Source organism: Actinomycetospora sp. CA-101289, assembly GCF_050955895.1.
Classification (GTDB): Bacteria; Actinomycetota; Actinomycetes; order Mycobacteriales; family Pseudonocardiaceae; genus Actinomycetospora.
In genome coordinates this window covers 656,408-680,246 of record NZ_CP192093.1, presented here as the reverse complement: position 1 = coordinate 680,246, position 23,839 = coordinate 656,408, and the positions used below count along the sequence as shown (strand labels likewise).

General features: G+C 74.7%; 25 protein-coding genes. 16 read left to right on the top strand and 9 right to left on the bottom strand.

The window, feature by feature from the left end; genetic code table 11:
• Nucleotides 1-53: 53 nt before the first annotated feature.
• Nucleotides 54-611, top strand: a complete 558-nt coding sequence (locus tag ACQPX6_RS03315; protein WP_433785406.1) for a YceI family protein — start codon at nt 54-56, stop codon at nt 609-611.
• A gap of 70 nt (nt 612-681) precedes the next feature.
• Here the strand turns inward: ACQPX6_RS03315 and ACQPX6_RS03310 are convergent, their stop codons facing one another.
• Nucleotides 682-2,052: a hypothetical protein gene (locus tag ACQPX6_RS03310; RefSeq protein WP_433785405.1), complete on the bottom strand. Its 1,371-nt coding sequence runs from the start codon at nt 2,050-2,052 to the stop codon at nt 682-684.
• A gap of 215 nt (nt 2,053-2,267) precedes the next feature.
• Here ACQPX6_RS03310 and ACQPX6_RS03305 point away from each other — a divergent pair, with 215 nt between their 5' ends.
• Nucleotides 2,268-2,927 (top strand): hypothetical protein, encoded by a 660-nt coding sequence (locus ACQPX6_RS03305; protein ID WP_433785404.1) that lies wholly within the window; start codon nt 2,268-2,270, stop codon nt 2,925-2,927.
• On the opposite strand, the gene ACQPX6_RS03300 is transcribed toward ACQPX6_RS03305, so the two are convergent.
• Complete coding sequence (locus ACQPX6_RS03300; RefSeq protein ID WP_433785403.1) at nt 2,881-3,885, bottom strand: YihY/virulence factor BrkB family protein; 1,005 nt, start codon at nt 3,883-3,885, stop codon at nt 2,881-2,883. The genes ACQPX6_RS03305 and ACQPX6_RS03300 overlap by 47 nt on opposite strands.
• Before the next feature lie 143 nt (nt 3,886-4,028).
• Here ACQPX6_RS03300 and ACQPX6_RS03295 point away from each other — a divergent pair, with 143 nt between their 5' ends.
• From ACQPX6_RS03295 to ACQPX6_RS03255, 9 genes are all read left to right on the top strand, one after another.
• On the top strand, nt 4,029-4,523 hold the full coding sequence (locus ACQPX6_RS03295; protein WP_433785402.1) for an inorganic diphosphatase: 495 nt from the start codon (nt 4,029-4,031) through the stop codon (nt 4,521-4,523).
• Nucleotides 4,524-4,548: 25 nt separating this feature from the next.
• Nucleotides 4,549-5,007 (top strand): hypothetical protein, encoded by a 459-nt coding sequence (locus tag ACQPX6_RS03290; RefSeq protein WP_433785400.1) that lies wholly within the window; start codon nt 4,549-4,551, stop codon nt 5,005-5,007.
• Nucleotides 5,008-5,080: 73 nt separating this feature from the next.
• Nucleotides 5,081-5,407, top strand: coding sequence for a putative quinol monooxygenase (locus ACQPX6_RS03285; RefSeq protein WP_433785399.1), 327 nt, complete (start codon nt 5,081-5,083; stop codon nt 5,405-5,407).
• Nucleotides 5,404-6,546: a DUF3500 domain-containing protein gene (locus tag ACQPX6_RS03280; RefSeq protein WP_433785398.1), complete on the top strand. Its 1,143-nt coding sequence runs from the start codon at nt 5,404-5,406 to the stop codon at nt 6,544-6,546. Before ACQPX6_RS03285 ends, ACQPX6_RS03280 begins: the two co-directional genes overlap by 4 nt.
• Nucleotides 6,543-7,949, top strand: coding sequence for a carboxylesterase/lipase family protein (locus ACQPX6_RS03275; protein WP_433785396.1), 1,407 nt, complete (start codon nt 6,543-6,545; stop codon nt 7,947-7,949). The genes ACQPX6_RS03280 and ACQPX6_RS03275 overlap by 4 nt, the downstream gene beginning before the upstream one ends.
• A gap of 25 nt (nt 7,950-7,974) precedes the next feature.
• Nucleotides 7,975-8,256 carry an antitoxin gene (locus tag ACQPX6_RS03270; RefSeq protein WP_433785394.1) on the top strand — a complete coding sequence of 94 codons (282 nt, stop codon included), beginning with the start codon at nt 7,975-7,977 and terminating at the stop codon, nt 8,254-8,256.
• A 181-nt stretch (nt 8,257-8,437) separates the two neighbouring features.
• Complete coding sequence (locus ACQPX6_RS03265) at nt 8,438-9,259, top strand: SDR family NAD(P)-dependent oxidoreductase (protein ID WP_433785393.1); 822 nt, start codon at nt 8,438-8,440, stop codon at nt 9,257-9,259.
• A 36-nt stretch (nt 9,260-9,295) separates the two neighbouring features.
• Nucleotides 9,296-9,691, top strand: a complete 396-nt coding sequence (locus ACQPX6_RS03260) for a DUF3224 domain-containing protein (protein ID WP_433785392.1) — start codon at nt 9,296-9,298, stop codon at nt 9,689-9,691.
• A gap of 11 nt (nt 9,692-9,702) precedes the next feature.
• On the top strand, nt 9,703-10,185 hold the full coding sequence (locus tag ACQPX6_RS03255) for an OsmC family protein (protein WP_433785391.1): 483 nt from the start codon (nt 9,703-9,705) through the stop codon (nt 10,183-10,185).
• Nucleotides 10,186-10,217: 32 nt separating this feature from the next.
• Here ACQPX6_RS03255 and ACQPX6_RS03250 read toward each other — a convergent pair whose 3' ends face one another.
• Complete coding sequence (locus ACQPX6_RS03250) at nt 10,218-13,766, bottom strand: indolepyruvate ferredoxin oxidoreductase family protein (RefSeq protein WP_433785389.1); 3,549 nt, start codon at nt 13,764-13,766, stop codon at nt 10,218-10,220.
• Between the two features lie 187 nt (nt 13,767-13,953).
• On the opposite strand from ACQPX6_RS03250, the gene ACQPX6_RS03245 reads away from it, so the two are divergent.
• Complete coding sequence (locus ACQPX6_RS03245; RefSeq protein WP_433785388.1) at nt 13,954-14,436, top strand: Lrp/AsnC family transcriptional regulator; 483 nt, start codon at nt 13,954-13,956, stop codon at nt 14,434-14,436.
• Between the two features lie 61 nt (nt 14,437-14,497).
• The gene (locus tag ACQPX6_RS03240; RefSeq protein WP_433785387.1) at nt 14,498-15,301 is read left to right on the top strand and encodes a thioesterase family protein; all 804 of its coding nucleotides are present in this window, start codon (nt 14,498-14,500) and stop codon (nt 15,299-15,301) included.
• Nucleotides 15,302-15,310: 9 nt separating this feature from the next.
• Here ACQPX6_RS03240 and ACQPX6_RS03235 read toward each other — a convergent pair whose 3' ends face one another.
• Nucleotides 15,311-15,700, bottom strand: coding sequence for a tautomerase family protein (locus ACQPX6_RS03235; protein WP_433785385.1), 390 nt, complete (start codon nt 15,698-15,700; stop codon nt 15,311-15,313).
• Between the two features lie 73 nt (nt 15,701-15,773).
• On the opposite strand from ACQPX6_RS03235, the gene ACQPX6_RS03230 reads away from it, so the two are divergent.
• Nucleotides 15,774-16,220: a winged helix-turn-helix transcriptional regulator gene (locus ACQPX6_RS03230; RefSeq protein ID WP_433785384.1), complete on the top strand. Its 447-nt coding sequence runs from the start codon at nt 15,774-15,776 to the stop codon at nt 16,218-16,220.
• 3 nt (nt 16,221-16,223) lie between these two features.
• On the opposite strand, the gene ACQPX6_RS03225 is transcribed toward ACQPX6_RS03230, so the two are convergent.
• Both ACQPX6_RS03225 and ACQPX6_RS03220 read right to left on the bottom strand, forming a co-directional pair.
• A complete protein-coding gene (locus ACQPX6_RS03225) occupies nt 16,224-17,333 on the bottom strand; it encodes an SPL family radical SAM protein (protein WP_433785383.1) in 1,110 nt (369 codons plus the stop codon).
• Between the two features lie 106 nt (nt 17,334-17,439).
• Complete coding sequence (locus ACQPX6_RS03220) at nt 17,440-17,976, bottom strand: class I SAM-dependent methyltransferase (protein ID WP_433785382.1); 537 nt, start codon at nt 17,974-17,976, stop codon at nt 17,440-17,442.
• Between the two features lie 108 nt (nt 17,977-18,084).
• Between ACQPX6_RS03220 and ACQPX6_RS03215 the strand changes: the two genes are divergently transcribed.
• Both ACQPX6_RS03215 and ACQPX6_RS03210 read left to right on the top strand, forming a co-directional pair.
• Nucleotides 18,085-19,065 (top strand): phosphotriesterase family protein, encoded by a 981-nt coding sequence (locus ACQPX6_RS03215; protein ID WP_433785381.1) that lies wholly within the window; start codon nt 18,085-18,087, stop codon nt 19,063-19,065.
• A 5-nt stretch (nt 19,066-19,070) separates the two neighbouring features.
• Nucleotides 19,071-20,597, top strand: a complete 1,527-nt coding sequence (locus ACQPX6_RS03210; RefSeq protein ID WP_433785380.1) for a class I adenylate-forming enzyme family protein — start codon at nt 19,071-19,073, stop codon at nt 20,595-20,597.
• Nucleotides 20,598-20,640: 43 nt separating this feature from the next.
• Here ACQPX6_RS03210 and ACQPX6_RS03205 read toward each other — a convergent pair whose 3' ends face one another.
• The 3 genes from ACQPX6_RS03205 to ACQPX6_RS03195 are packed head-to-tail and all read right to left on the bottom strand — an operon-like array spanning nt 20,641 to nt 23,545.
• Nucleotides 20,641-21,288, bottom strand: a complete 648-nt coding sequence (locus tag ACQPX6_RS03205; protein ID WP_433785379.1) for a LutC/YkgG family protein — start codon at nt 21,286-21,288, stop codon at nt 20,641-20,643.
• Nucleotides 21,285-22,730, bottom strand: coding sequence for a LutB/LldF family L-lactate oxidation iron-sulfur protein (locus ACQPX6_RS03200; protein WP_433788178.1), 1,446 nt, complete (start codon nt 22,728-22,730; stop codon nt 21,285-21,287). Before ACQPX6_RS03200 ends, ACQPX6_RS03205 begins: the two co-directional genes overlap by 4 nt.
• Nucleotides 22,731-22,744: 14 nt before the next feature.
• Nucleotides 22,745-23,545 (bottom strand): (Fe-S)-binding protein, encoded by an 801-nt coding sequence (locus ACQPX6_RS03195; RefSeq protein WP_433785378.1) that lies wholly within the window; start codon nt 23,543-23,545, stop codon nt 22,745-22,747.
• Between the last annotated feature and the right edge of the window lie 294 nt (nt 23,546-23,839).

Below are 23,839 nucleotides of genomic sequence, written 5' to 3'. Positions count from 1 at the left end.
TGCTAGGCTCTGCCTTGAAAGTTGATGCTTCAAGTCCCACGGAGGACGACGACATGACCACCGAGACCACCGCCCCGGCCCTCGAGCTCGCCGGCGACTACCAGATCGACCCCGCGCACACCCGCATCGGCTTCACCGCGCGCCACGCCATGGTCACGAAGGTCCGCGGCTCGTTCGGCGAGTTCCGCGGCTCGGCCCACATCGACGCCGACCCCTCGCAGTCGTCGACCGAGATCGTCATCGCGACCAACAGCTTCACCACCGGCCAGGAGCAGCGCGACGGCCACGTCCAGGGCGACGACTTCCTCGCCGTGAACGTCTACCCGGAGATCACCTTCCGCTCGACGTCCGTCGAGCAGGACGGCGACGTCTACAAGATCACCGGCGACCTGACGATCCGCGACACCACGAAGCCCGTGACCATCCCCTTCGAGTTCAGCGGCCTCGCCAAGGACCCGTTCGGCAACGTCCGCGCCGGCTTCGAGGGCTCCACCACGATCAACCGCAAGGAGTGGGGCATCAGCTTCAACGCCGCGCTCGAGACCGGTGGCGTACTCGTCTCGGAGAAGGTCGGGCTCGAGTTCGACATCTCCGCCATCAAGCAGGCCTGACGCCCCGAGCGACCCAGCGCCCGACACGGCCCGCGCCCCCGAGGGGGACGCGGGCCGTCGCGCGTCCGGATCAGGTCGACGCGGCTCCGTCGGAGCCGTCGGAGCCGTCGGAGCCGTCCGAGCCGTCCGAGCCGTCCGAGCCAGCGTCCGAGCCCTCGCCGGAGCCCTCGCTGGACCCGGGCCCGTCGTCGTCCGACCCGGCTGCGTCCTCGCCCGGGTTACGGTCGGCTCCGTCCCCGCCGCCCGCGTCGCCGCCGGACGGGTCCTCCTCCGGGCGCGCACCCGGGCCGTCCTGGGCGCCCCCGTCCTCGCCCCGCCCCGCGGGAACGCTCGGCCGTCCGGCGCGCCCCTCGGGGTCCCCACCGCGATCGTCGACCGCGACGGCGCCGGCGGTCCCGGCCGGCGCGGCCCGCTCGCCGAGGCTCCCGTCGCCGCGCGGGGGTGGCGGGTCCGCCACCGCGGCGTCGCGGTCCGCGGTGCGGGACGGCGTCCCGCTCGGCTCGCGACCGTCTGACGTCGCCGACCGCGTGTCCGGACTCGCCGTCACCATCGGTGAGAGCGCCTCGCCGTCGCCGGCCGCCGGCACCGCGAGGACCGGGACCGCCCCGGCCACGTCGGCCGCGGCGGCCGTCGCCCCGTCCGCCCCGATCACACCGGCCCCGACCCCGACGACGCCGCCCGCCACCGCGGCGACGGTGCACGCCACGAGGAGCGTGCGCCGCAGACGCCCCGCCGTGGACCCGTCCGGCGTCCCGGCCGGCAGCGGCGACGGGCGCGGCCCGAGCCGCGCGACCTCGGCCGCCAGCCCCGCGCGCACCCGCTCGATGCCGGCGACGTCGGCCGGCCGGCGCACCAGCGCGCGCACGGCGTCGACGACCTCGGCAGACACCTCGTCGTCGGCGGACAGGTCGGCGACCGCGGCCACGGCGACGCGGGCGAACGCGAGGACGTCGTCCTCCGCCGTCGCGCCCTCGGGCGGGACGCCGCCGTGCCCCGTCCACCGGGGCCCGTGCTGGGGGTCGAGCAGCACCGCGTCCGCGGCGACTGCTCCGTGGACGGCGCCGCGCCCGTGCAGCCGGCGCAGGCCGACGGCCAGGCGCGCGACGAGCACCGCCGCCGGCCACGGCTCCCACGCCGCCCCGGCCCGGTCGAGGCTGCCGTCGCGGGCCAGCGGCATGACGACGAACGGCCCGTCCCCGCCGTCGGGGTCGCCGTCGAGGACCTCCATGGCCTGCCCGGCGCCGAGCCGCTCCCGCAGGCGGCCGTCGCGCCGCCAGCGCTGCGGGCCGTCGTCGCCGGGGAAGACCTTGATCGCCACGTCGCGCTGCAGGAGCAGGTCGTGGGCCCGGTGGACACGGCTCGCGGTGCCCCCGACGAGCGCGTCGATCCGGTAGCGGTCGGCGACGACGGACGGGACGACGGGCGGGTGGAGCGGCGCCACACGGGCTCCTCGGGACGCGAAGGGGAACGGGAACGCCGGCGTGGTGTGCAGCGGACGCGGGCCCCGAGGGGGTTGCGACAGCGCCGTGTACCACCCACGGACGGGTGACACACGCGTCCCGGGAAACCGTCTACGACTCCCGACGTAGGCGCGGCCCGCCACGGTCCGGGTCGTCCCCGATGTCCCGGTACCCCCGCGTTCCCGACGCTGCAGGCATGACGACGCGGTGCCGACACGCCCTGGTGTTCCTGCACGTGATCAGCTCGGTGTCGTGGATGACCGCGGCCGCCGCGCTCGCGATCCTGCTCGGGCTCTCGCGGGCCGACCCGGGCGCGACGGCGGCGGCGGTGGCCGTGGCCCACCACCTCGACCTGTACCTGCTCGCCGTCGCCGCCAACGCCTCGGCCACCACGGGCTTCGCCCTGGCGTGGACGACGCCGTGGGGCCTCCTGCGCCACTGGTGGGTGGCGGCCAAGGCGGCGATCACGCTCGTCCAGCTCTACGCCGGCATCGCGATCCTGTCGCCGGTGCTCGACGACCTGGGCCACGGCGCCGGGCCCGCGCCGACCGCCCTGGTGGCGGGGACGGTGGCGATGGCCGGGGCGGTCGCGGTGCAGGCCTTCCTCTCGGTGGCCAAGCCCTGGGGGACGACGCCGGTGGCGCGCCGGTCGCGGGCCCGCCCGCCCCGCGCGCCCTGGCCTCTGCCCGCCGCGGGCGTCGTCGCCCCGCTCGTCGACGTGGGTCTCACCGTGGCGCTCGGCTTCCCCGCGCCGCTCGCGGAGGTGGTCGTGCTCGTCGTCGTGGCGGTCGCGCGCCGCCGCGCCCTGGTCAGCCGACCGGTCCCGACGACGGCGTCGTCGGCTCGTCGTCGGTGAAGCTGACGTCCACCGACTGGAAGTCCTTCTGCCGCTCGGACTCGGCGTAGGAGGCGTAGGCGCGGCGGTCCGCGGCGGTGGTGTCCCGGTCGTCGGGGTAGATGCTGAGCAGGCTGCGCGGGTGCAGGCGCCCGGCCAGGACGGCGTCGAGCTCGGCGCAGAGCACGAAGATCGACGCGGCGAGGTAGAGCCAGCCGAGCAGGCCGAGCACGATCCCGAACAGCCCGTAGGCCGCGCTGGCGCCCGCCAGCCGCGTGCTCACCAGCCAGGTGCCGATCGAGAGCAGCACCTGCCAGCTGATGCCGGCCGCGACGGCGCCGATCCACCGCTCGCGCAGGCGGGTGCGCCGGGCCGTGAGCAGGTGGTAGGCGAGCAGGAAGAGGCCGATGTTGACCGCGGTGGCCACGACGGTCACGGCGAAGCGGGACAGGGCGCCGAGCCCCGTGACCGCGCCGGCCGTGGTCACCAGCGCGGAGAGCGCCGCCGTGACCAGGACCCCGATCCCGACGATGAGCACGGTGAGCGCGCCCTTGCCGTAGGCGGCGCCGATGCCCGCCCGCTCCGCCTTCGGCACCGCCCAGATCTTGTCGAGCGCGTGCTGCGCGGCGTGCGTGACCCCGAGGGCGCCGTAGATCGCCACGACGACACCGACCACGAGGCCGGCGACGCTGCCGCCCATGGTGTGGACGTTGTCGCGGAGCTGGTCACCGATCACCGGCACGTTGCGCAGCGCCGAGGAGAGGACGGCCTGCTGGGCGCCCGGGTCGTCGGCCAGCACGTAGCCGAGGATCGTCACCCCGAGCAGCAGCAGCGGGAACAGCGAGATGAAGCCGTAGTAGGCGAGCAGCGCGGCGAGGTAGGTGCCCTCGTCGTCGACGAACTTGTAGACGACGGCGACCGGCAGCGCGGCCCAGGCGTGGCGGCGCTGGAACGCGTCCAGACGCCCCGAGAAGCTCACCGCGCCACCTTCCACCGGATCGCGTGTGGAACGGGTACCCCGCATCGGACCCGGACCATCCGGGCGGGGTCGGTCTGGCCCGGGTCGACGGGGACCGCCACACTGGCGCCCCGACAACGGGCGGTCAGCGGGAGGAGCAGCGGGTGGAGTTCGACGTGCTGGTCGAGGTGCCGCAAGGCAGCCGCAACAAGTACGAGATGGATCACGAGTCCGGGCGGCTGCGCCTGGACCGGACCCTGTTCACGGCGACGCGCTACCCGGCCGACTACGGCTACATCGAGAACACCCTCGGCAACGACGGTGACCCCCTCGACGCGCTCGTGCTCGTCCAGCAACCGACGTTCCCGGGGTGCCTCGTGCGCAGCCGGGCGATCGGCATGTTCCGGATGACCGACGAGGCCGGTGGCGACGACAAGGTGCTGTGCGTCCCCAGCGACGACCCGCGCCTCGAGCACCTGCGCGACATCCACCACCTCGACGAGTACCACCGCATGGAGATCCAGCACTTCTTCGAGGTCTACAAGGCGCTGGAGCCCGACAAGAAGGTCGAGGGCCACTCCTGGGTGGGCCGCGCGGACGCCGAGAAGGAGGTCCGCGCGTCCATCGAGCGCGCCGAGAAGGAGGGCTACACCACGTGACGGCCCGCGCTCCGGGGTCGCCGACGTGACCGAGCCGCCGGACCCGCCGCCCACCATCGCGACCATGCGCTCGATCGGCCTGGTCTGGGTGGTGGTCGGCGTGCTGGCGATCATCGGGGGGATCGTCGCGACGGTCGCCGCCGTGGTGATCTTCGGGGCGCTGGCCGCCGTGCTCGGGGCCGCGATCGTCGCGCTGCAGAACCTGCGGGCGAAGTCGGCGGTCCGGTCCTCGCGCACGCTGACCAACGCGCCGGCGCCGCCCGGTGACCCGCCGACGACGACGCCCGGCCCGCCCCGGTGGGTCTCGGGCGGCCCGACCCCGGGGCCGCCGTCGGCCTCGGACCCGTCCGAGGGGTCGCGCACCGTGGGCGGCGGCGACGCGGAGGCCGACGTGGGGTCGCCGGGCGAGAGTTCGCAGGACCAGCGGGACGACCCCGAGGACGACGCGCCCGAGGACGACGACGAGGACGACCAGCGCGTGTGAGACCCGAGGCGTGCCCTCCCGGAGTGACGGGTAGTGCACGACCAGAAGTGCCGTCGACAACTCTGGAGGCACCGTGGCCACCCCCACCGACGACGATCGCAGCCTGGTGACCGTCATCGCCCACATGAAGGCCCTGCCCGGCAAGGAGCAGGACCTGCGCGAGCTGCTGGAGTCGCTCGTCGACCCGACGCTGGCCGAGGACGGCAACGTCAACTACGACCTGCACGTGGCCGAGGACGACCCGGGCCGGTTCTTCTTCTACGAGAACTGGACCGGCGGCGACAAGCTGGACGCGCACCTGGGCGCCCCGCACCTGCAGGGCGCGCTGGGGCGGCTCGACGAGTTCCTCGAGGGTGGCGCCGGCGGCCTGGTGATCACCCGGGTCAAGCGCATCAAGTGACCACCGCGTCCCCGGCGACCGTCGCCTCCGCCATGGCGGAGGCGGCGGTCGCGTGGCGCGAGACCCTCGACGACGAGCAGCGCGCCGAGGGCGTCTGGCGCTGGCCCGGCTCGCGGGCCGCCGACGTCGAGCGGGTGCGCTGGTACTACACGCCCACCGACCACGGGGGCCTCACGCTGCACGAGCAGCTGCCCCACCAGCAGCGGGCGGCGATGCGCCTGCTGGCGACGGGGCTCTCCGAGCCCGGGTACGTCTCGGCGGCCATGATCATGGGACTGGAGAACGTCCTCGACCGCACCGAGGGCTTCACCGCCGGCTTCGAGCGCGACCGCGGGCGCGACCCCGGCATGTACTACCTGCGCGTCTTCGGCGACCCGGCCGGCGACGCGCCGTGGTCGTGGCGCTTCGGCGGGCACCACGTCTCGGTGCACCACCTGGTCGTCGGCGGCGAGGCCGTGGCCGGCAGCCCGTGCTTCCTCGGCGCCGACCCGATGGCCTCGCCGCTGCTCGGCGGGCGGGAGCTGCGCCCGCTCGGCGGCGTGGAGGACAGCGCCCGCGACCTGCTGCACCTCCTCGACGCCGACCAGCGCGCTCGCGCGGTGCTCACGCCCCGCGCGGCCCCGGACATCGTCGGCGGCAACCGCGTGCGCCCCCGCCCGGGCGACCGGGTGATCCCCCTGGCCGACCTGTGGCGCGGGCACTTCGCCCAGGAGCTCGAGGACCGCATGTGGGCGATGCACGACGGGCTGGAGCACCAGCTCGGCGTCGACGACGCCGACCGCGAGGCCACCGAGCTGACTGCGGCCCCCCGCGGGCTCCTCGCCGCGGACATGGACGAGCGCCAGCGCGCCCAGCTGCGCGAGGTGCTCGAGACCTACATCGGCCGGATGCCGCCCGGTCTCGTCGAGCGCGAGCGGGCCCGCTTCGACGGTGACGCGCTCGACGGGGTGGGGTTCGCGTGGGCCGGCGGCGCCGAGCGCGGCGAGCCGCACTACTACCGCCTCCAGGGTCCGCGCCTGCTCGCCGAGTGGGACAACACCCAGCGCAACGTCAACCACGCCCACTCGGTGTGGCGCGACCCCGGCCACGACTTCGGCCTGGACCTGCTGGGCGACCACCTGAGCGAGCACCACGCGTGACGACCTCGACCACCGACCCGACCGTCACGCTGCCCGGCGGGACGCTGCGCGGACGCCGTCTCCCGCGCCCGGACGGCGACCTCGTCGAGTTCCTCGGCGTCCGCTACGCCACGGCCGATCGCTTCGCCGCGCCGCAGCCCGCGCCGGCGTGGACCGGGGTGCGCGACGCGGTCGAGCGCGGGCCGATGAGCCCCCAGCTCCCGGCGCGCGTCGCCGCGGTCACCGGACCGTCGCCCGACGACGACGCGACCCAGGACGAGGACTGCCTGCGCGTCGACGTCCGCGCCCCGGCCGCCGCGCTGACCGACGGCGTGCCGCGCCCGGTGCTCGTGTGGCTGCACGGCGGAGCGTACGTCATCGGCTCGGCGGCGACGTCCTGGTACGACACGTCGCGCCTGGTGGCCGAGGGCGACGTCGTCACGGTCAACGTCGGCTACCGCCTCGGGGTGCTCGGCTGGCTGGCCGCGCTCGGGGTGTCCGACGGCAACCTCGGGCTGCTCGACCAGCTCGCCGCGCTGCGCTGGGTGCGCGACCACGTCGGCGCCTTCGGGGGCGACCCGGACCAGGTCACGGTGATGGGCCAGTCGGCGGGCGCGCACGCGATCGCCTGCCTCATGACGGTGCCCGAGGCGCGGCCGCTGTTCCGGCGCGCGATCCTGCAGAGCGGCCAGCTCGGGCTCGGCCTGTCCTCGCCGGAGCGCGCGGCGCGGGTCGCGGGCTACGTCACCGAGGGCCTCGACGGCGCGGACCCGCGCACGGCGAGCGTCGACGCGCTGCTCGCGGCCCAGCGCCACGCGATGATCCGGGCGGCGGGGCCGGGCGGGCTCGACTCGTCGCCCGCGTTCGCGCCGGTCGACGGCGTGGCGCCCCTGGCCCCCGGCCTGACCTGGAGCGAGGCCGCCGCGTCCGGTCACGACGTGCTGGTCGGCTCGACCGCCGACGAGATCGAGACGTTCCTGCGCATCAGCCCGGCGCTCTGGCGGATGCGCCGCACGCCCGTGCTCGGCGCGCTGACCGCGGGCGGCGGGGCGCTGGTGACGCGGCGGGTGTTCGGCGCGCCCGCCGAGCGGTTCGCCGATGACTCCGCGCGGGCCGGTGCACGGACGTACAGCTACCGCTTCGCCTGGCGCGCACCCGCGTCGCGGCTCGGGGCGTGCCACTGCATCGAGCTGCCGTTCGTCTTCGGCGCCCGCGAGGCGTGGGAGGGCGCGCCGATGCTCGCCGGCGCCGACTGGGACGCCGACGTGGCACCGCTGGGCGCCGCGGTCCGCGGGGCGTGGCTGCGGTTCGCGCGGACGGGGAACCCCTGGACGGACGCCCTGCCCTGGCCGCCGCACTCCCCCGGCCGCGGGCCGACGGTCGTGCTCGACGCCTCGACCGCCGGGAACGGGCACACTCGATGACGTCCCCCATCCGAGGAGGAAACCGATGCCCCTGATGCGCAGGGTCGCGGCGCTCGGCGCCGCCCTCATGGCCGCGCAGCGCTACGCGCGCCAGAACCCCGAGAAGGTCAACAAGTACGCCGACCAGGCCGCCGCCTTCGTCGACGGCAAGACCGGCGGGCGCTACCGCAAGCACATCGACACGGCGATGCGCCAGGTGCGCAAGCAGACGAGCGTGCCCGGGCGCACCACGCCGTTCCCGGAGCCGCAGTACTACGGGCCCCAGTCGGCCACCCGCTACCCCAGCCAGCGCACCGACCGGCCCTGACGAGTGTCAGCGGAGTGGCGTCGCAGACGTTGAGTGTCCGTATCTCCACTTCGATCACCGCGAGGTGATTCCCGCGCCGGCAGCGGGCACAGGACGGCCATGGGACTGAACCACCGCAGTCGTTGCAGGCCGGGCCCGCTGCCGGTGTGGCGCCACCGGTCGTCAACGACGGCCTGAGCCGATGGCGCCTCCCGTCGTCCTCGTCACCGGCGCCACCGATGGCCTCGGCCGCGCGCTGGCCCTCGACCTCGCCGACCGCGGCTGCGAGGTGCTCGTCCACGGCCGTGACCCGGACCGTCTCGCCTCCACCGTCGACGAGGTCCGCGCGGCCATCCGGCGCGACGTCGCCTCGTACCGCGCCGACCTCGCCGAGCTGGCCCAGGTGCGCGACCTCGCCGACCGCGTCGCCGCCGACCACCCGCGCCTGGACGTGCTGGTCAACAACGCCGGCATCGGCGCCGAGGTGCCCGGTGGGCCTGAGCGCCAGGAGAGCGCCGACGGCCTTGAGCTGCGCTTCGCCGTGAACTACCTCGCGGGCCACGTGCTCGCCCGGCGTCTGCTGCCCGCGCTGCAGGCGGCCGGCGCCGGCGGCGAGCACGGGCCGGCGCGGATCGCCATGGTCTCGTCGGCGGGACAGGCCGCGATCGACTTCGACGACCCGATGCTCCACCACGGCTACTCGGGCTGGCGGGCGTACTGCCAGAGCAAGCTCGCCCAGATCCTCGACGCGTTCGACCTGGCCGAGGAGCTCGACCCGGCCGTCGTCACCGCGACTGCGCTCCACCCGGCGACGTACATGCCGACCAAGATCGTGCCGTCCCCGATCAGCACGATCGCCGAGGGCGTGGCGGCGACGGCCCGGCTCGCCGTCGACCCGGAGCTGGCCGGGATCACCGGCCGCTACTTCAACGGTGTCCGCGAGGCCGAGCCCGACCCCCAGGCGCACGACCGCGAGGCCCGGGCGCGGCTGCGGGCGCTCGCCGAGGAGCTGACCGGAGCCTGACAGGAGGTGTCAGGTGCGGCTCGGGAGGATGGTCGCGTGACCCACCTCGAGAGCCCGTTCCGCATCGACGCCTGGGAGCCCGCCGAGACCGACGCGCTGGCCGAGCCCGACGGCGCCGGCCCCGCCACCGGGCGCGCGACCGTCCGCAAGACCTACACCGGCGAGCTCGCCGCGACGTCCGTGGCCGAGCTGCTGACCTGCCAGGGCGACGACGGCGCGGCGTACCTCGCCCAGGAGCGCGTGGTGGGCGAGCTCGCCGGGCGCCGCGGCTCGTTCGTCCTGCAGCACGGTGCGTCCGGGGGCTCGGGCGCGGACCCGCAGCAGTGGGCGTTCGTGGTGCCGGGCTCGGGCGCCGGCGAGCTCGCGGGCCTGCGCGGCAGTGGGACGCTCGCCCACGAGCTGATCACCCTGGACTGGGAGCTGCCCGGCTAGCGTCCGGTGCCGTGGCGTTCACCCCCGACCCCGACGGCACCCACCGCTACCGCGCGACCTGCACCTGGTCCGGCTCGACCGGCGCCGGCTACGACGCCTACGCGCGGACCCACCGCGTGGAGGCGCCGCCGGCGTCGGCCGCGCTCGCGCTGTCCAACGACCCGTCGCTCGGCGGCGACGCGAGCCTGCTCGACCCCGAGCAGCTCGTCCTCGCGGCGGCGTCGTCGTGCCAGCTGCTGTCGTTCCTCGCGATCGCGGCCCGCGCGCGGATCGACGTCACCGACTACCGCGACGACGCCGAGGCGGTGATGTCGCACGACGAGGGCCCGGCGCGGATCGCGACGATCGTGCTCCGCCCGCGGATCACCGTGGCGCCGGGCCCGAGCGTGCACCGCGTCGAGCGGCTCGTGGACCTCGCCCACCGCGAGTGCTACGTCGCGAACAGCCTGGCCACCCCGGTGTCCGTGGAGCCGGTGGTCACCTTCCGTACGTGAGCGATCTTTGGGCCCATAGGCCCAAAGATCGCTCACGTAGGCAGGAGCTCAGCCAGAGCAGCGCGGTAGCGGGCGACGTTGTCGAGCTTGATCTGCTCGTAGCCCCGAACGACGTCCGGCAGGGCCGCGATCTCGACCGCCCGCTCGACGTCGTCGAGCCCGAGGAGCGTCGGGACGAGGGCGACGTACTCGGCCACCAGCTCCCGCTCGACGCGGCGGACCTCGGCGAGCCCGAACGGGTCGAGGCGCGTCCCGCGCAGCCGGCGCATCGCGCGCAGCGTGCGGTACCCCGGCCGGAACCACGGCCCCAGCGTGATCTTGCGCTGCATCCCCATCGCCCGGAACACCGGCGGGTGCAGCTTCCACGCGTACCGGGCGCCGTCGCCGAACTGCGCGCGCACCGACGCCTCGAGCGCCGGGTCGAGCGACAGGCGCGCGACCTCGTACTCGTCCTTGTACGCCATCAGCTTGTACAGGCCGGTCGCGATCGCCTCGGCCAGCCGCGGGTCCGCCTCGACGGTGCCGGCGACGACCGCCGCGTACCGGCGCGCGTACGCCGCGTCCTGGTAGGCCACCAGCTCGGGCACCCGGATGCCGACCAGCCGCTCGAGCTCGCTGCCCGCGGGCGCACCGATCGACGCGACGATCTCCGCCGCCTCGGCCGCGCCCTGCGCCGAGAGCCCCGGCACCCCGGTGTCGGGCCCCGTCCCCGTCGCCGCGGCGACGACGTCCGCGAACGCCTCGGGGTCGGCGACGGCCTGGCGCCCGCGCCGGAACGCCTGCAGGTTCTTCTCCACGGCCGCGCCGTTGAGCGCGAACGCCTCCTCGATCGCGGCCGCGGGCAGCGGCAGTGCCCCGGTCTGGAACGCCGCGCCGAGGAGCAGGGTCAGCGCGAACTGGTCGTCGCCGAACAGCGCGTCGGCCAGCGCGCGGGCGTCGAGCACCACGCCCGCGTCACGACGCACCCGCTCGGTGATCCGCGCCAGCACCGCGTCAGCGTCCGGGAAGGAGACCGACGGGTCGACGACCATCTCCCCGGTCGGCACCTTCGTCGTCGACACCGCCGCCACCGTGCGCCACGGCGACGTCGTCGCGAGGTTCGCCGACTCCGCGGCGACGAGCAGGTCGGCGCCGAGGTAGAGGTCGCACTCGCCCTCGGCCGCCCGGCCCGCGGCCTCGTGCCGCGCCCGGCTGATCTTGACGTCCGACACCACCGCGCCGCCCTTCTGGGCCAGCCCGGTCTGGTCGAGCCCGCGCACGTGGCGCCCGGCCACCAGCCCGGCGGTGGCCAGCACCTGCGACACCGTCGTCACGCCCGTGCCCCCGATGCCGGCGAGCCGGACCGTGAACTCGTCGGTGTCGACCACCGCCGGCGGCGCGGGCAGGTCGTCGGCGCCGAGCGGGGTCAGCCGTTCCGAGCGACGGTGCCCTTCGCTCGCAACGGCGCCCGGCTCCACCGTCAGGAACGCCGGGCAGTCGCCGTCGAGGCAGGAGTAGTCCTTGTTGCACGACGCCTGGTGGATGCGGGTCTTGCGGCCGAACTCCGTCTCCACCGGCGTCACCGACAGGCAGTTCGACGTCTGCCCGCAGTCGCCGCAGCCCTCGCAGACGCGCTCGTTGATCATCACGCGCGTGCTCGGGTCGGCCAGGGTGCCGCGCTTGCGCTTGCGGCGCTTCTGGGCGGCGCACTCCTGGTCGTGGATCAGCACGCTGACGCCCGGCGTCGCCGCCAGCACCCGCTGGGCCTCCTCGTAGCGCGAGCGGTCCCACACGACCACGCCGTCCGCGAGCTTCACCCGCTTGTACCGCGACCGGTTCTCGGTCGTGACGATGATCTTCGCGACGCCCTCGGCGGCCAGCGAGCGCGTCAGCGCCGGCATCGGCAGGGCCCCGACGGCGTCCTGGCCGCCGGTCATCGCCGCCGCGCCGTTGTGCAGCAGCCGGAAGGTCATGTGGGCGCCGGCGGCGACGGCCGCGCGGATCGCCAGCGAGCCGGAGTGGTGGAACGTCCCGTCGCCCATGTTCTGGACGAAGTGGTCGGCCTCGACGAACGGCGCCATCCCCAGCCAGTGCGCGCCCTCGCCGCCCATCTGGGACAGCCCCGTGACCTCGCCGACCTGCTCCTCGGGCATCAGCAGCACCATCGTGTGGCAGCCGATGCCCGCGCCGACCAGAGAGCCCTCGGGGATCGCCGTGGTCGAGGTGTTGTGCGGGCAGCCCGAGCAGTAGAACGGCGTGCGGTGCGCGCCCTCGACCGGCGTCAGCGACAGGTCGATCCGGCTGCGGCGGGCCTTCTCGTCGCGCCACGCCACCACCGACGGGAACGACCCGTGCGCCAGCAGCCGCGTCGCCAGGCGGCGTGCGACGACGTCGGGGTCGAGGTCGCCGTGCTCGGCGAAGAGCGTCGCGCCGTCGGGGCCGCGCTTGCCGTGCACGGCGGGCGCGCCCGGGCGGCCGTAGAGCCGCTCCTTGATCTGGGTCTCGAGGAACGCCCGCTTCTCCTCGACGACCACGATCTCGTCGAGGCCGTCGGCGAAGCGGTCGACGACGCCGGGCTCGAGCGGCCAGGGCATGCCCACCCGCAGCAGCCGCACCCCGCGCCGCCGGAGCTCGGCGTCGTCGAGGCCCAGGGTCTCCAGGGCCTGGCGCAGGTCCAGCCAGCTCTTGCCCGCGGCCACGATCCCGAGCCGCGCGGGGCCGCTCCCGACGATCCGGTCGAGGCCGTTAGCGGCGGCGTAGCGGCGGGCGAGCTCAAGCCGGGAACCGAACAGGTCGCGCTCGATCGATGCGAGGTAGGGGTGCAGCAGCGTCGCCGACGGCGTGTGGACGTACGGGCGGCCGTCGATCACGGTGTCCGGGACGACGGGGAGCAGCCGGTCGGGGTGGACGTCGACGGTGCCCGAGCCGTCGGCCACCGCGGTGACGAGCTTGAGCGCGGTCCACAGCCCGCTGACCCGCGACAGCGCGACGGCGTGGCGCCCGAGGTCGAGGACGTCCTGGGGGTCGGCGGGCGCGAGCACCGGGACCGCCATGTCGGCGAGCGCGGCCTCCGAGGCGCTGGGGACGCTCGACGACTTGGCCGCCGGGTCGTCGCCGACGAACGCGACGGCGCCGCCGCGGGGGTGCGTGCCGGTGAGGTTGGCGTGGCGCAGCGCATCGGTGGCGCGGTCGAGACCGGGCGCCTTGCCGTACCAGTAGCCGACGACCCCGTCGCGGGTCAGCCCGCCGGTGGCCGCCGCGAGCTGCGTGCCCTCGACGGCGGTCAGCGCGAGCTCCTCGTTGAGCCCGGGGGCGAACACCACGTCGTGCGCGGCGAGCAGGTCGCCGTGGCGGGCGAGTTCGAGGTCGTAGCCGGCCAGCGGCGAGCCCTCGTAGCCCGAGATGTAGCCACCGGTGCGCAGGCCCGCGGCGAGGTCGGCGCGGTGCTGGTCGAGGGGCAGGCGGACGAGGGCCTGGACGCCGGTGAGGTGCACGCGTCCCGTCGTGAGCGCGTAGCGGTCGCGCAGCGTCGTCGGCCGGCGCGGGGCGCCGTCGTCGGGCTGCGGGCGGTCGAGCGCCGGCGGGCGGACGTCGACGGTCATGGCGGACCTCCTCGGCGGGCGGGTCGGTACGGGGGTGGTGTCGGCCGACCGGCGCGTGCCTGCTGTCTCGGTGTCGCCGAAGCTAGGGCGTTACTCGCCAGTGGTCTATGGTTCTCCTCGCGGACTGGGCCAATGGTCCAGTGGAACCGCACGCTGACTGATCCGCATCGGCCATTGGACCCTCGCCGTGGACCTCGACGACCTCGACCGCGCGCTGCTGCTCGCGCTGCTCGAACGCCCGCGGGCCGGCCTGCGGGAGCACGCGCGGGCGCTGGGCATCGCCCGCGGCACCGCGCAGGCCCGCTTCCTGCGGCTGCAGGAGTGGGGGGTGATCGTCGGGTTCGCGCCGCAGGTCGACCCCGAGGCACTGGGCTACGACGTGCACGCCTTCGTCACGCTGCACATCACGCAGGGCCGCCTCGACGACGTCGCCGGCCACCTCGCGACGATCCCCGAGGTGGTCGAGGCGCACACCATCACCGGCGACGGCGACCTCTGGGCCCGCGTGGTTGCGCGGACCAACGCGCACCTGGAGCACGTGGTCCAGGGGATCATCGGTTCGCCAGGGGTCGAGCGCACGCGCACCGAGATCGCGCTGAGCGAGCGCGTCGCCCACCGCGTCCTGCCGCTGGTCCGCGCGCTGCCGCGGGGTGCGCGTCCGCGCACGTGAGCAGAAATCGGTGCTCCGGCACTTGCTTCTGCTCACGTGCGCGGAGCGCACACTTGCGGGCGTGATCGGCGAGCTGGAGATCGACAGCAGCACGGAACGGGTCGGCGAGGGGGTGCACGCGCTGTCGTTGTCGCCGCGCTGGGGCCTCGACGACGGGCGCCTCAACGGCGGCTACCAGCTGGCCGTGGCGCTGCGGGCCCTCGCCGCCGAGGTGCCGATGCCCGACCCGGTCGTCGCGTCGGCGACGTTCCTGCGCCCGGCGATGCCCGGCCCCGCGCGGGTGCGCACCGAGGTCGTGCGGGCCGGGCGCCGGCTGGCGACGGGCACGGCGCGCCTCGTGCAGTACGGGGCGGACGGCGCCGAGCGCGACGTCCTGCGCCTGGAGGCGACGTTCGCCGACCTCGCCGCGAGCCCCGCCGACCCGCACGACCTCACGAGCCCGCCGGACCTGCCACCCTTCGACGCGTGCCGGGTGTTCGGCGGCGACGACGCCCCGGCGACCGCGGCGCCGGTCTCCCGGCGGGTGCGGTTCGCGGCGCCGGAGCTGCCGGGCTGGGCGCGCGGGGCGCCGTCGGGCGACCCGCGCGCGGAGTTCTGGTTCGCGTTCGCCGACGGCTCCGACGCGACGCTGCTCGACCTCGCGTTCGTCGTCGACGGCGCCGCGCCCGTCGTGCTCGACCTCGGCCGCGGCTCGAGCACCGTCCAGCTCACCGTGCACCTGCGCGAGCGCCCGGCGCCCGGGCCCTTGCGCTGCCGCACGGTCACCCAGCACCTCGCGCACGGCCTGCACGAGGAGGACGTCGAGGTGTGGGATTCCGCCGGCGCGCTGGTGGCCCAGTCGCGTCAGCTGGCGCTACTGCTATGAGCGAAGGAGTCAGGCGATGGCGTCGGGGTCCTCGCTGGCCTCGCGCAGGATCTCCCCGCCCTCCATGACGTTCGCGCCCGGGATCTCGACGATGAACAGCGCGATCTCGTCCTTCGCGTCTCCGGTGATCCCGCACCAGGCGTCCGCGAGGCCGTGGATGAGCCGGCCCCGGGTCTCCCTCGAGCGGCCCTCGCGGATCAGACCGACCATGCGCGGCGCAATCGCGGGTTCGCCCGCGTTGTAGATGCCGTCCTGCGCGACCTCGGTGAAGGAGCACTGCACGTACGCGCTCGGCGCCCCGGTGACCTCACCGTGGACCTTCGTGAAGGCCGCGGCGATCTCGGCCTTGTGCGCGAGCGTGGCGCTGCCGGTGGGCGCGGTGAACTGGTAGTAGGGCATGCGCCGACGGTAGCCAGGCGTATCGCGGGCCCACAACCACCTAAGACTCGAAAAGCGTCCTACCCTGGCCGCCGTGAAGCACGACGAACTGCAGGACGTCTACTGCTCGGTCGCCCGCACCTGGTCGGTCATCGGGGAACGCTGGACGATGATGATCCTGCGCGAGTGCTTCCGCGGGGAGCGCCGCTACGACCACTTCCGCAGCAAGCTCGGGCTGGGCAGCAACGTGCTCAACGACCGGCTGCAGGTGCTCGTGGCCGAGGGCGTCCTCGAGCCGGTCCGCTACCAGGACCACCCGCCGCGCCACGAGTACCGCCTCACCACCAAGGGCGCGGACCTCTACCCCGTCCTCCTGTCCCTCATGGCGTGGGGGGACCGGTACGAGAACGACGTGCCCCCGGTGCGGCTGGTGCACCGGAGCTGCGGGCACGCGGCCTCGCCGCGGATGACCTGCGCCCACTGCGCCGAGCCGCTCGGGTGGCGGGACGTCACCGCCGAGTTCGAGCCCGACGCCTGGTAGCCGTCAGGTCCAGTACAGGACCCGCGCCGCCGGCAGGCGCTCGGCGAGCTCGTCGGTGACGTGCGCACGCAGCTCGGCCATGACGTCGTCGGTGTAGACGTGCTTCACCGCGCCGAACTTGCCGCGCTTGGTGCGCCGCTGCTCGGGGTCCATCTCGAGGCGCGTCCGCGGGTACCAGCCCTCGAGGGTCTCCTTGCTGCCCGGCGTGAAGCGGTGGGTGATGCACTCGGCGGTGAGGTCGAGGTCGTCGATCCCCTCGAGCGCGGTGGCCACCCGGGCGAGCAGGTCGCTGTAGGCCGCACGCCAGTCGCCGACGGGCATGATCGGCGCGATCGTCAGGCCCACGGGCCAGCCCGCACGGGCGAGCGTGGCCAGGGCGCCGATGCGCTTCTCGACGGGATCGGTGCCGCCCTCGAAGCGCCCGACCACGGCCTCCGGGCCCACCGAGAACCGCATCCGCGTGCGCCCGTGGTGCGGCAGGTCGAGCAGGCCCGCGACGTCGGCGAACTTCGTCGTCGCGCGCAGCTGCACCGGCCCGCCGAAGTCGTGCGTGCCGACGTGGCGTATCGCGGCGGACAGGCTGCCGGTGACGTGCTCGATGCCGAGCGGGTCGGTGTAGCAGGACGCCTCGAACGTCGTGCCCTCGGCGGCGCGGTCGACGTTGGTCGAAGTGATCGTGCCGTGGCCGACGTAGGCGTCGAGCCCCGCGAGGATCTCCTCGAGGTCGCCGTAGACCCGCGTCATCGGCGGGCCGGACAGCGAGCCCGCGAGGTAGCAGTACTGGCAGTGGGCGGGGCAGCCGCGCGCGAGATCGACGCGCCAGTCCGCGCTCGGCGGGATCGGGTCGAGCTTGCGCGCCGACGCCGGGCTCGTGACCACGGCCAGCGTCGACTTGGCGCGCGCGTAGGTCTCGCGCTCGCTCTCGCCGCGCACCCCGGTGATGCGGTCGCCGCGCAGCAGCTCGACGTCGTCGACGCCGGCCGCCTCGCAGCGGCGGAGGATCTCGGCGGTGTGCGGGTGCTCCTGCGCGGAGCGGGTGACCAGAACGCGCTGCGGCGTCCAGAGGCGGGTGCGGACCGGGTCGGCGGGAGGCGCCGTGAGAGCTGTCGTCATCGCACCCACGTCAACACCGCACGTTCACCGACTTCCGTCCGAACGGGGTGATTGCCCCCTCCGGACGCGGGATACTCGCGGCCGCGCTCGGCGTCCGGCTGCTGGCCTACCGCCCGGCCTGAGCGAGCCTCGCCCGGACGTGCAGCAGGCGCACGCCGTCGCGCGCCGGCAGCGCCACCTCCGGGACGAAGCCGGCGGCGTCGAGGTGCACGGTCAGCCGGTCGACGACGTCCGTGCGCGGGGCCGCGCCGCCGTCGGAGCCCCAGACGAGGTGCAGGACGCCCGCGGGCCGCAGTGCCGCGGCCAGCACCGCCAGCTCGCGGGACGCGGGGCCGGTCCAGAACGCGTTGACGTTGACCGCGAGCGCGACGTCGGCGGGCTGCGCGCGGTGCTCGGCCAGCGTCGTCGTGTGCACCTCGGCCCGCCCGCGGGCGACCGCGTCCGCGATGCGCGCCGCGGTGGCCGCGGTGGCCGTGGCCGAGCGGTCGATGCCCGTGTAGTGCCCGCCGGGCAGGCGCTCGAGCAGCAGCGCGGCGGCCGCCCCGCGCCCGCAGCCGACCTCGAGCACCCGGGCGTCGGGGGCCGGATCGACGAGCGCGACGGCCGCGACCAGGCGCGGCGGCACGCTGCCGGTGATCGTCACGTGGGTCCTTCCGGGGAGTCGCCGAGGGGGACCGCGAGTGTCCTGGACGTGCCGTCGGCGCGACGTAGGGTGGCCCGAATCACACGGCGACGCGGCGGAGGTACGGCGATGCCCTCGGTGGAGACGGTGCGCGGTCCGGTGGACGTCGGGGACCTCGGCACGACGTTCATGCACGAGCACGTGTTCGTGCTGACCCCGGACATCATGGCGAACTACGGCCACGAGTACTGGGACGAGGAGGTCCGGGTCGCCGACGCGATCGAGAAGCTGCGCCGGCTCCGCGATCTCGGCGTGACGACGATCGTCGACCCCACCGTCGTCGGGCTCGGCCGCTACATCCCGCGCGTGGCGCGGATCAACGCCGAGGTCGACCTCAACATCGTCGTCGCCACCGGCCTCTACACGTTCGACGAGATCCCGCACTTCCTGCACTACCGCGGCCCGGACACCCTGCTCGGCGGGGACGAGCCGATGGTCGAGATGTTCGTCAAGGACATCCGCGAGGGCATCGCGGGCACCGGGATCAAGGCGGCGTTCCTCAAGGGCGTCGTCGAGGAGAAGGGCCTGACGCCCGACCAGACCCGGGTCCAGCACGCGATCGCGGCCACCCACGTCGAGACCGGCGTCCCCATCACCGTGCACACGAACTCGGCGCACCAGACCGGCCGGCTCGCCCTCGACCTCTACGAGGGCGACGGCGTCGACCTCACCAAGGTCGTCGTCGGGCACGCCGGCGACACCAACGACCTCGACTACCTGCGCGAGCTGATGGACCGCGGCGCGACGATCGGCTGCGACCGCTTCGGGCTCGACCTGTTCAACCCCACCGAGCAGCGGGTCGCGACCATCGCCGCGCTCTGCGCGCAGGGGTACGCCGACCGGATCGTGCTGGCCCACGACGCGGCCTGCTACATGGACTTCTTCTCCGGCGAGGCCGCCCAGGCCGCGCTGGCGCAGGCGGCGCCGAACTGGCACTACGAGCACATCCACGCCGACGTGCTGCCCGCGCTGCGCGAGCAGGGCGTCACCGAGGACCAGCTCACGACGATGCTGGTGGAGAACCCGCGGCGCTACTTCACGGCGGGGTGAGCACCGTGCCCGAACCCCTGGCCCGCGGCGACGCGCCCTTCGACACGTCCGGCATCACCCGCGGCGACGACGGGATCGCGCGCTACGACCACCTCGCGCCGTCGGTGGTGGCCATGGTGCGGGCCTCGGTGGAACGCCACCCCGACGTCGAGGCGCTCGTCGAGGTCGGCGGCGAGCGCGTCACGTACGCCGAGCTGTGGGACCGGGCGGCGGCGGTCGCGGGCGGGCTCGTCGGCGACGGGGTGACGCGCGGCGACCGCGTGGCCTCGCTGCTGCCGGCCGGACTGGACTGGGTGGTCGGCTTCCTCGGCACGTTGCTGGCCGGCGCGGTGGCCGTGCCCGTGAACACGCGCTTCGCGCCGCCCGAGGTCGAGCACGTGCTCGCCGACAGCGGGGCGACGGCCGTGCTGCGCCCCGGGTCGCCGCTGCCGTCGGGCCACCCGGAGGCCCTCGACGACCTCGTGCCCGGCGACCTGGCCGCGATCTTCTACACGAGCGGCACGACCGGGCGGCCCAAGGGCGCGCGCACCACCCACGGCAACTTCCTGGCCAACGTCGAGACCGCGATCCGCGTGATCGGCATCGACCGGTCGCAGGGCCCGGCGCTGCGCAACCTCGTCTCGGTGCCGCTGTTCCACGTCACCGGGTGCAACTCGCAGCTGCTCGTGCAGCTCGGCCTCGGCGGCACGACGGTGGTGCTGCCGACGTTCGACGGCGCCGCGTTCGTCCGCACGATCGTCGCCGAGCGCATCGACACCCTGGTCAGCGTGCCGGCGATCTATGGGCTGACGCTGGCGCGCGACGACCTCGACGTCGACCTGTCCCACGTCCGGCGGCTCTCCTACGGGGGCGCGCCGATCGCGCCCGCCCTGGTCCGACGCCTGCAGGAGCGGCTCCCGCAGGCCCGGCTGGGCAACGGCTTCGGGCTCACGGAGACGTCGTCGATCGCCACGTTCCTGCCGCACGAGTGGGCCGCGGAGCACGCGGACTCGGTGGGCTTCGCCGCGCCCGTCGTCGATCTCGCGCTGGCCGACGCGGACGAGGCCGGGGTCGGCGAGCTGCTGATCCGCGGCCCGAACGTCGTCGACGGCTACTGGCGGGCGCCGGAGGCGACGGCGAGCACGTTCATCGACGGCTGGCTGCACAGCGGCGACCTCGCGCGGGTCGACGACGGCATCGTGCGGATCGTCGACCGGGCCAAGGACCTCATCAACCGGGGCGGCGAGAACGTGTACTCGGTGGAGGTGGAGAACGCGCTCGCCGGTGCGCCGGGCGTCGCCGACGCGGCCGTCGTCGGGGTGCCGGACGACGTCATGGGCGAGAAGGTCGGCGCGGTGCTGGTGGGCACAGCAGGCACGGACATCGACGTGGGCGCGGTCCTCGAGTACCTCGACACCCAGCTCGCGGACTTCAAGGTGCCGCAGTACGTGGTGGTCAGCCGCGACCCGCTGCCGCGCAACCCGGGCGGCAAGCTGCTCAAGCGCACCCTGCGCGACGCCACCGACTGGGGCGCGCCGATTCGCGGCCGCTGACCCCTACGTGAGCGATCTTCGGGCCTATAGCCCCAAAGATCGCTCACATGGGGCCGACCAGCACCACGTCCAGGCGGCGGGGGCCGTGGACGCCCTCGACGCGGTCGAGCTCGATGTCGCTCGTGGCCGAGGGCCCCGAGACGAAGGTCAGCGGATGCGCGGGGTCGAGGCGCGCGATGCCCTCGGGCACCGAGGAAACGACGTCGGCGGCCCGGACCACGCACACGTGGTGGTCGGGCACGAGCGTGATCGCGCGCCGCCCCTGGTCGGGCGCCGAGGCGTCGAGCACGAAGGTGCCGGTGTCCGCGATCGCGACCGCGGCCCCGGTGACCACCGCGTCGACCCCGTCGAGCCGCTCCACCGACAACGGCGGCTCGTCGGGGCGCACGCGGGCGGTGACCTCGCCCAGCCAGCGCGCCGGCAGCCCCGGCGGGGCGACGAACGTCGTCACCCCGGCGTCCTCGAGCACCTGCGCGATCACCGCGGAGACGCCGTCCTCGTCGGCGACGCGGTGCACCGTCGCCTTGTAGTCGGTGAGGGTCTCGGTGAGCCGCTCCAGGACCTCGGCGCTCCCCGGCGCGAGCGTCCCGGTGCGCCGGTAGTCCCGCGGGGTCGGCGGCACCCCGCCGCGCGGCGCGCCCGCGTCCCGGGCGGACCGCAGCCGGGCCAGGACCTCCTCGCGAGCGTTCACGATCGCGTCCGCTTCCACCACTGCCGGAACGTCTCCGCCGGCGGCGCCGGCAGGTCGCGCGCCGAGGTCCACTGCGAGCCCGGGTAGGGCAGGAACCGGATGCGCCCCGAGCGGCCCGCGAAGCGCCCGAGCCCCAGCACCCGCTCGGCCGCCCGGAACCGCGCCGGCGACACCATCGCCGCCGCCACCGTGCGCATCGCGACGTCCTGGGCGGTCGGGGTGCGGTGCGACGCGATCGACGCCGCGCGCTGCTGCACGAGCAGGTTGGGGATGTCGATGCGCACCGGGCACGCGTCGAAGCACGCCCCGCACAGCGACGACGCGTAGGGCAGCGAGGCGTTGGGGTCGTCGGGGCCCGAGATGCCCGTGAGCTGCGGCGAGAGCACCGCCCCGATCGGGCCGGGGTACACCGAGCCGTACGCGTGCCCGCCCGCGCGCTCGTAGACCGGGCAGACGTTCACGCACGCCGAGCAGCGGATGCAGTGCAGCGCCGCCCGGCCGTCCGGGGAGGCCAGGACGTTCGACCGGCCGTTGTCCAGCAGCACCAGGTGGAAGGCCTGCGGCCCGTCGCCGGGCGTCACGCCGCTCCACGTCGAGGTGTACGGGTTCATCCGCTCCGCGGTGGACGAGCGCGGCAGCAGCTGGAGGAACACCTCCATGTCCGACCACCGCGGCACGACCTTCTCCACGCCCATCACGGTGATCAGCGTGTCCGGCAGCGTCAGGCACATCCGCCCGTTGCCCTCGGACTCGACCACCGAGATCGTCCCGGTGTCGGCGGCGGCGAAGTTGGCGCCCGAGATGCCCACGCGCGCCGACAGGAACTTGCGCCGCAGGTGCGCCCGCGCCGCCATCGCGAGGCGGCGGGGCTCGTCGGTGAGGTCCGGGTCCACCCCCGGCAGCGCGCGCAGGAAGATGTCGCGGATCTCCGAGCGGTTGCGGTGGATGGCCGGGACGAGGAAGTGCGACGGCCGGTCGTCGGAGAGCTGGACGATCAGCTCGGCCAGGTCGGTCTCGGTCGCGGTGATGCCCTGCGCGGCGAGCGCCTCGTTGAGCCCGATCTCCTGCGTCGCGATCGACTTGACCTTGACGACCTCGTCGGCGCCCGCGCCGCGCACCAGGGACGCCACGACCGCGTTGGCCTCGGTGGCGTCGCGGGCCCAGTGCACGACGCCGCCGCGCGCGGTCACCGCCTCCTCGAGCTGCTCGAGCAGCTCGGGCAGCCGCGCCATCGTGTCCGCCTTGATCGCTTCGCCGGCGCGGCGCAGCTCCTCCCAGTCGGGCACCTCGGCGACGACCCCGGCACGCTTCGCGCGGATGGTGCGCGTGGCGTGCCCGAGGTTGCGGCGCAGCTGGGTGTCGGCCAGCGCGCGGTGCGCGGCGACCGGGAACGACTCCGTCCCGCGCAGGAAGCCCACGCCGTCGGGTGCGGTGGTGGGCATGCCCAGGTCGGTGGTCACGGATGCACTCCCTTGCTCTCCCCCACCTCGGCGGTGTCGAAGACGACGTCGCGGGCGGGGGTGCCCTGCTCGGTCGAGGCGAGGATCTCGGCGAGGTGCACCGTGCGGATGCCCGAGCGCAGCCGCGACAGCCCGCCGCCGATGTGCATGAGGCACGAGGAGTCGCCGGCCGTGCACACCTCGGCGCCCGAGGTCAGGACGTTGGCCATCTTGTCCGCGAGCATCGCCGTGGAGACCTCGGCGTTCTTCACCGCGAACGTGCCGCCGAAGCCGCAGCACACCTCGGCGTCGGCGAGCTCGGTGAGCTGCAGGCCGCGGACCGCACGCAACAGGCGCAGGGGCTTGTCGCCGACCCGCAGCATCCGCAGCGAGTGGCACGTCGGGTGGTAGGTGACGCGGTGCGGGTAGTAGGCGCCGACGTCGGTGACGCCCAGGACGTCGACGAGCAGCTCGGAGAGCTCGTGGGTGCGCCCGGCGAGCTCCTCGGCCGCCCGCGCCAGGCCCTCGTCGCCGCCGCGGCGCGCGACCATGGCGTGCTGGTGCCGCACGCACCCCACGCAGGACCCGGACGGGGCGACGGACACGTCGGCGGCGTCGGTGAACACCTCGACGTGGTGGCGCACCAGCGGCAGCGCCATGTCGAGGTAGCCGGTGTTGACGTGCATCTGCCCGCAGCAGGTCTGCGCCTCGGGGAAGACGACCTCGTGGCCCAGCCGGTCGAGAATCTCCACCGTGGCCTTCACGGCCTGCGGGAACATCGCGTCCCCGAGGCACGTGGCGATGACGGCGATCCTCACGGGCGGTGTCCTCCCCGGACGGTGGTGGTGTCCGGCCAGTCTCCCCCGACCCGGTCGTGATGTGCAGCGCCGTGATCGGGGGGCGCGACCAGGCCAGACGAATTACCTGTAACCCCGGGTTACCTGAATCGGTCGCCCACGAGTACGCAAAGCCACCGAGGGTGCTTCCCGTGGGAGCGGCGAGGTGAGGACACTGGTCGGTCGGACGATCAAGACCAGAGGAAACGGCCGGGACATCTGCGCTACGACGGAAAAGAGGCGCCGGGCCGTTCCGGAGAACAGGAGCGCAGGGCG

Bases quoted from the DNA above. Each gene is read 5' to 3' on its own strand.
- ACQPX6_RS03235 (WP_433785385.1), bottom strand. From the start codon at position 15,700: ATGCCCTACTACCAGTTCACCGCGCCCACCGGCAGCGCCACGCTCGCG.
- ACQPX6_RS03215 (WP_433785381.1), top strand. From the start codon at position 18,085: ATGCCCTCGGTGGAGACGGTGCGCGGTCCGGTGGACGTCGGGGACCTC.
- ACQPX6_RS03265 (WP_433785393.1), top strand. From the start codon at position 8,438: ATGGCGCCTCCCGTCGTCCTCGTCACCGGCGCCACCGATGGCCTCGGC.
- ACQPX6_RS03225 (WP_433785383.1), bottom strand. From the start codon at position 17,333: ATGACGACAGCTCTCACGGCGCCTCCCGCCGACCCGGTCCGCACCCGC.
- ACQPX6_RS03270 (WP_433785394.1), top strand. From the start codon at position 7,975: ATGCCCCTGATGCGCAGGGTCGCGGCGCTCGGCGCCGCCCTCATGGCC.
- ACQPX6_RS03200 (WP_433788178.1), bottom strand. From the start codon at position 22,730: ATGCCCACCACCGCACCCGACGGCGTGGGCTTCCTGCGCGGGACGGAG.
- ACQPX6_RS03315 (WP_433785406.1), top strand. From the start codon at position 54: ATGACCACCGAGACCACCGCCCCGGCCCTCGAGCTCGCCGGCGACTAC.
- ACQPX6_RS03250 (WP_433785389.1), bottom strand. From the start codon at position 13,766: ATGACCGTCGACGTCCGCCCGCCGGCGCTCGACCGCCCGCAGCCCGAC.
- ACQPX6_RS03305 (WP_433785404.1), top strand. From the start codon at position 2,268: ATGACGACGCGGTGCCGACACGCCCTGGTGTTCCTGCACGTGATCAGC.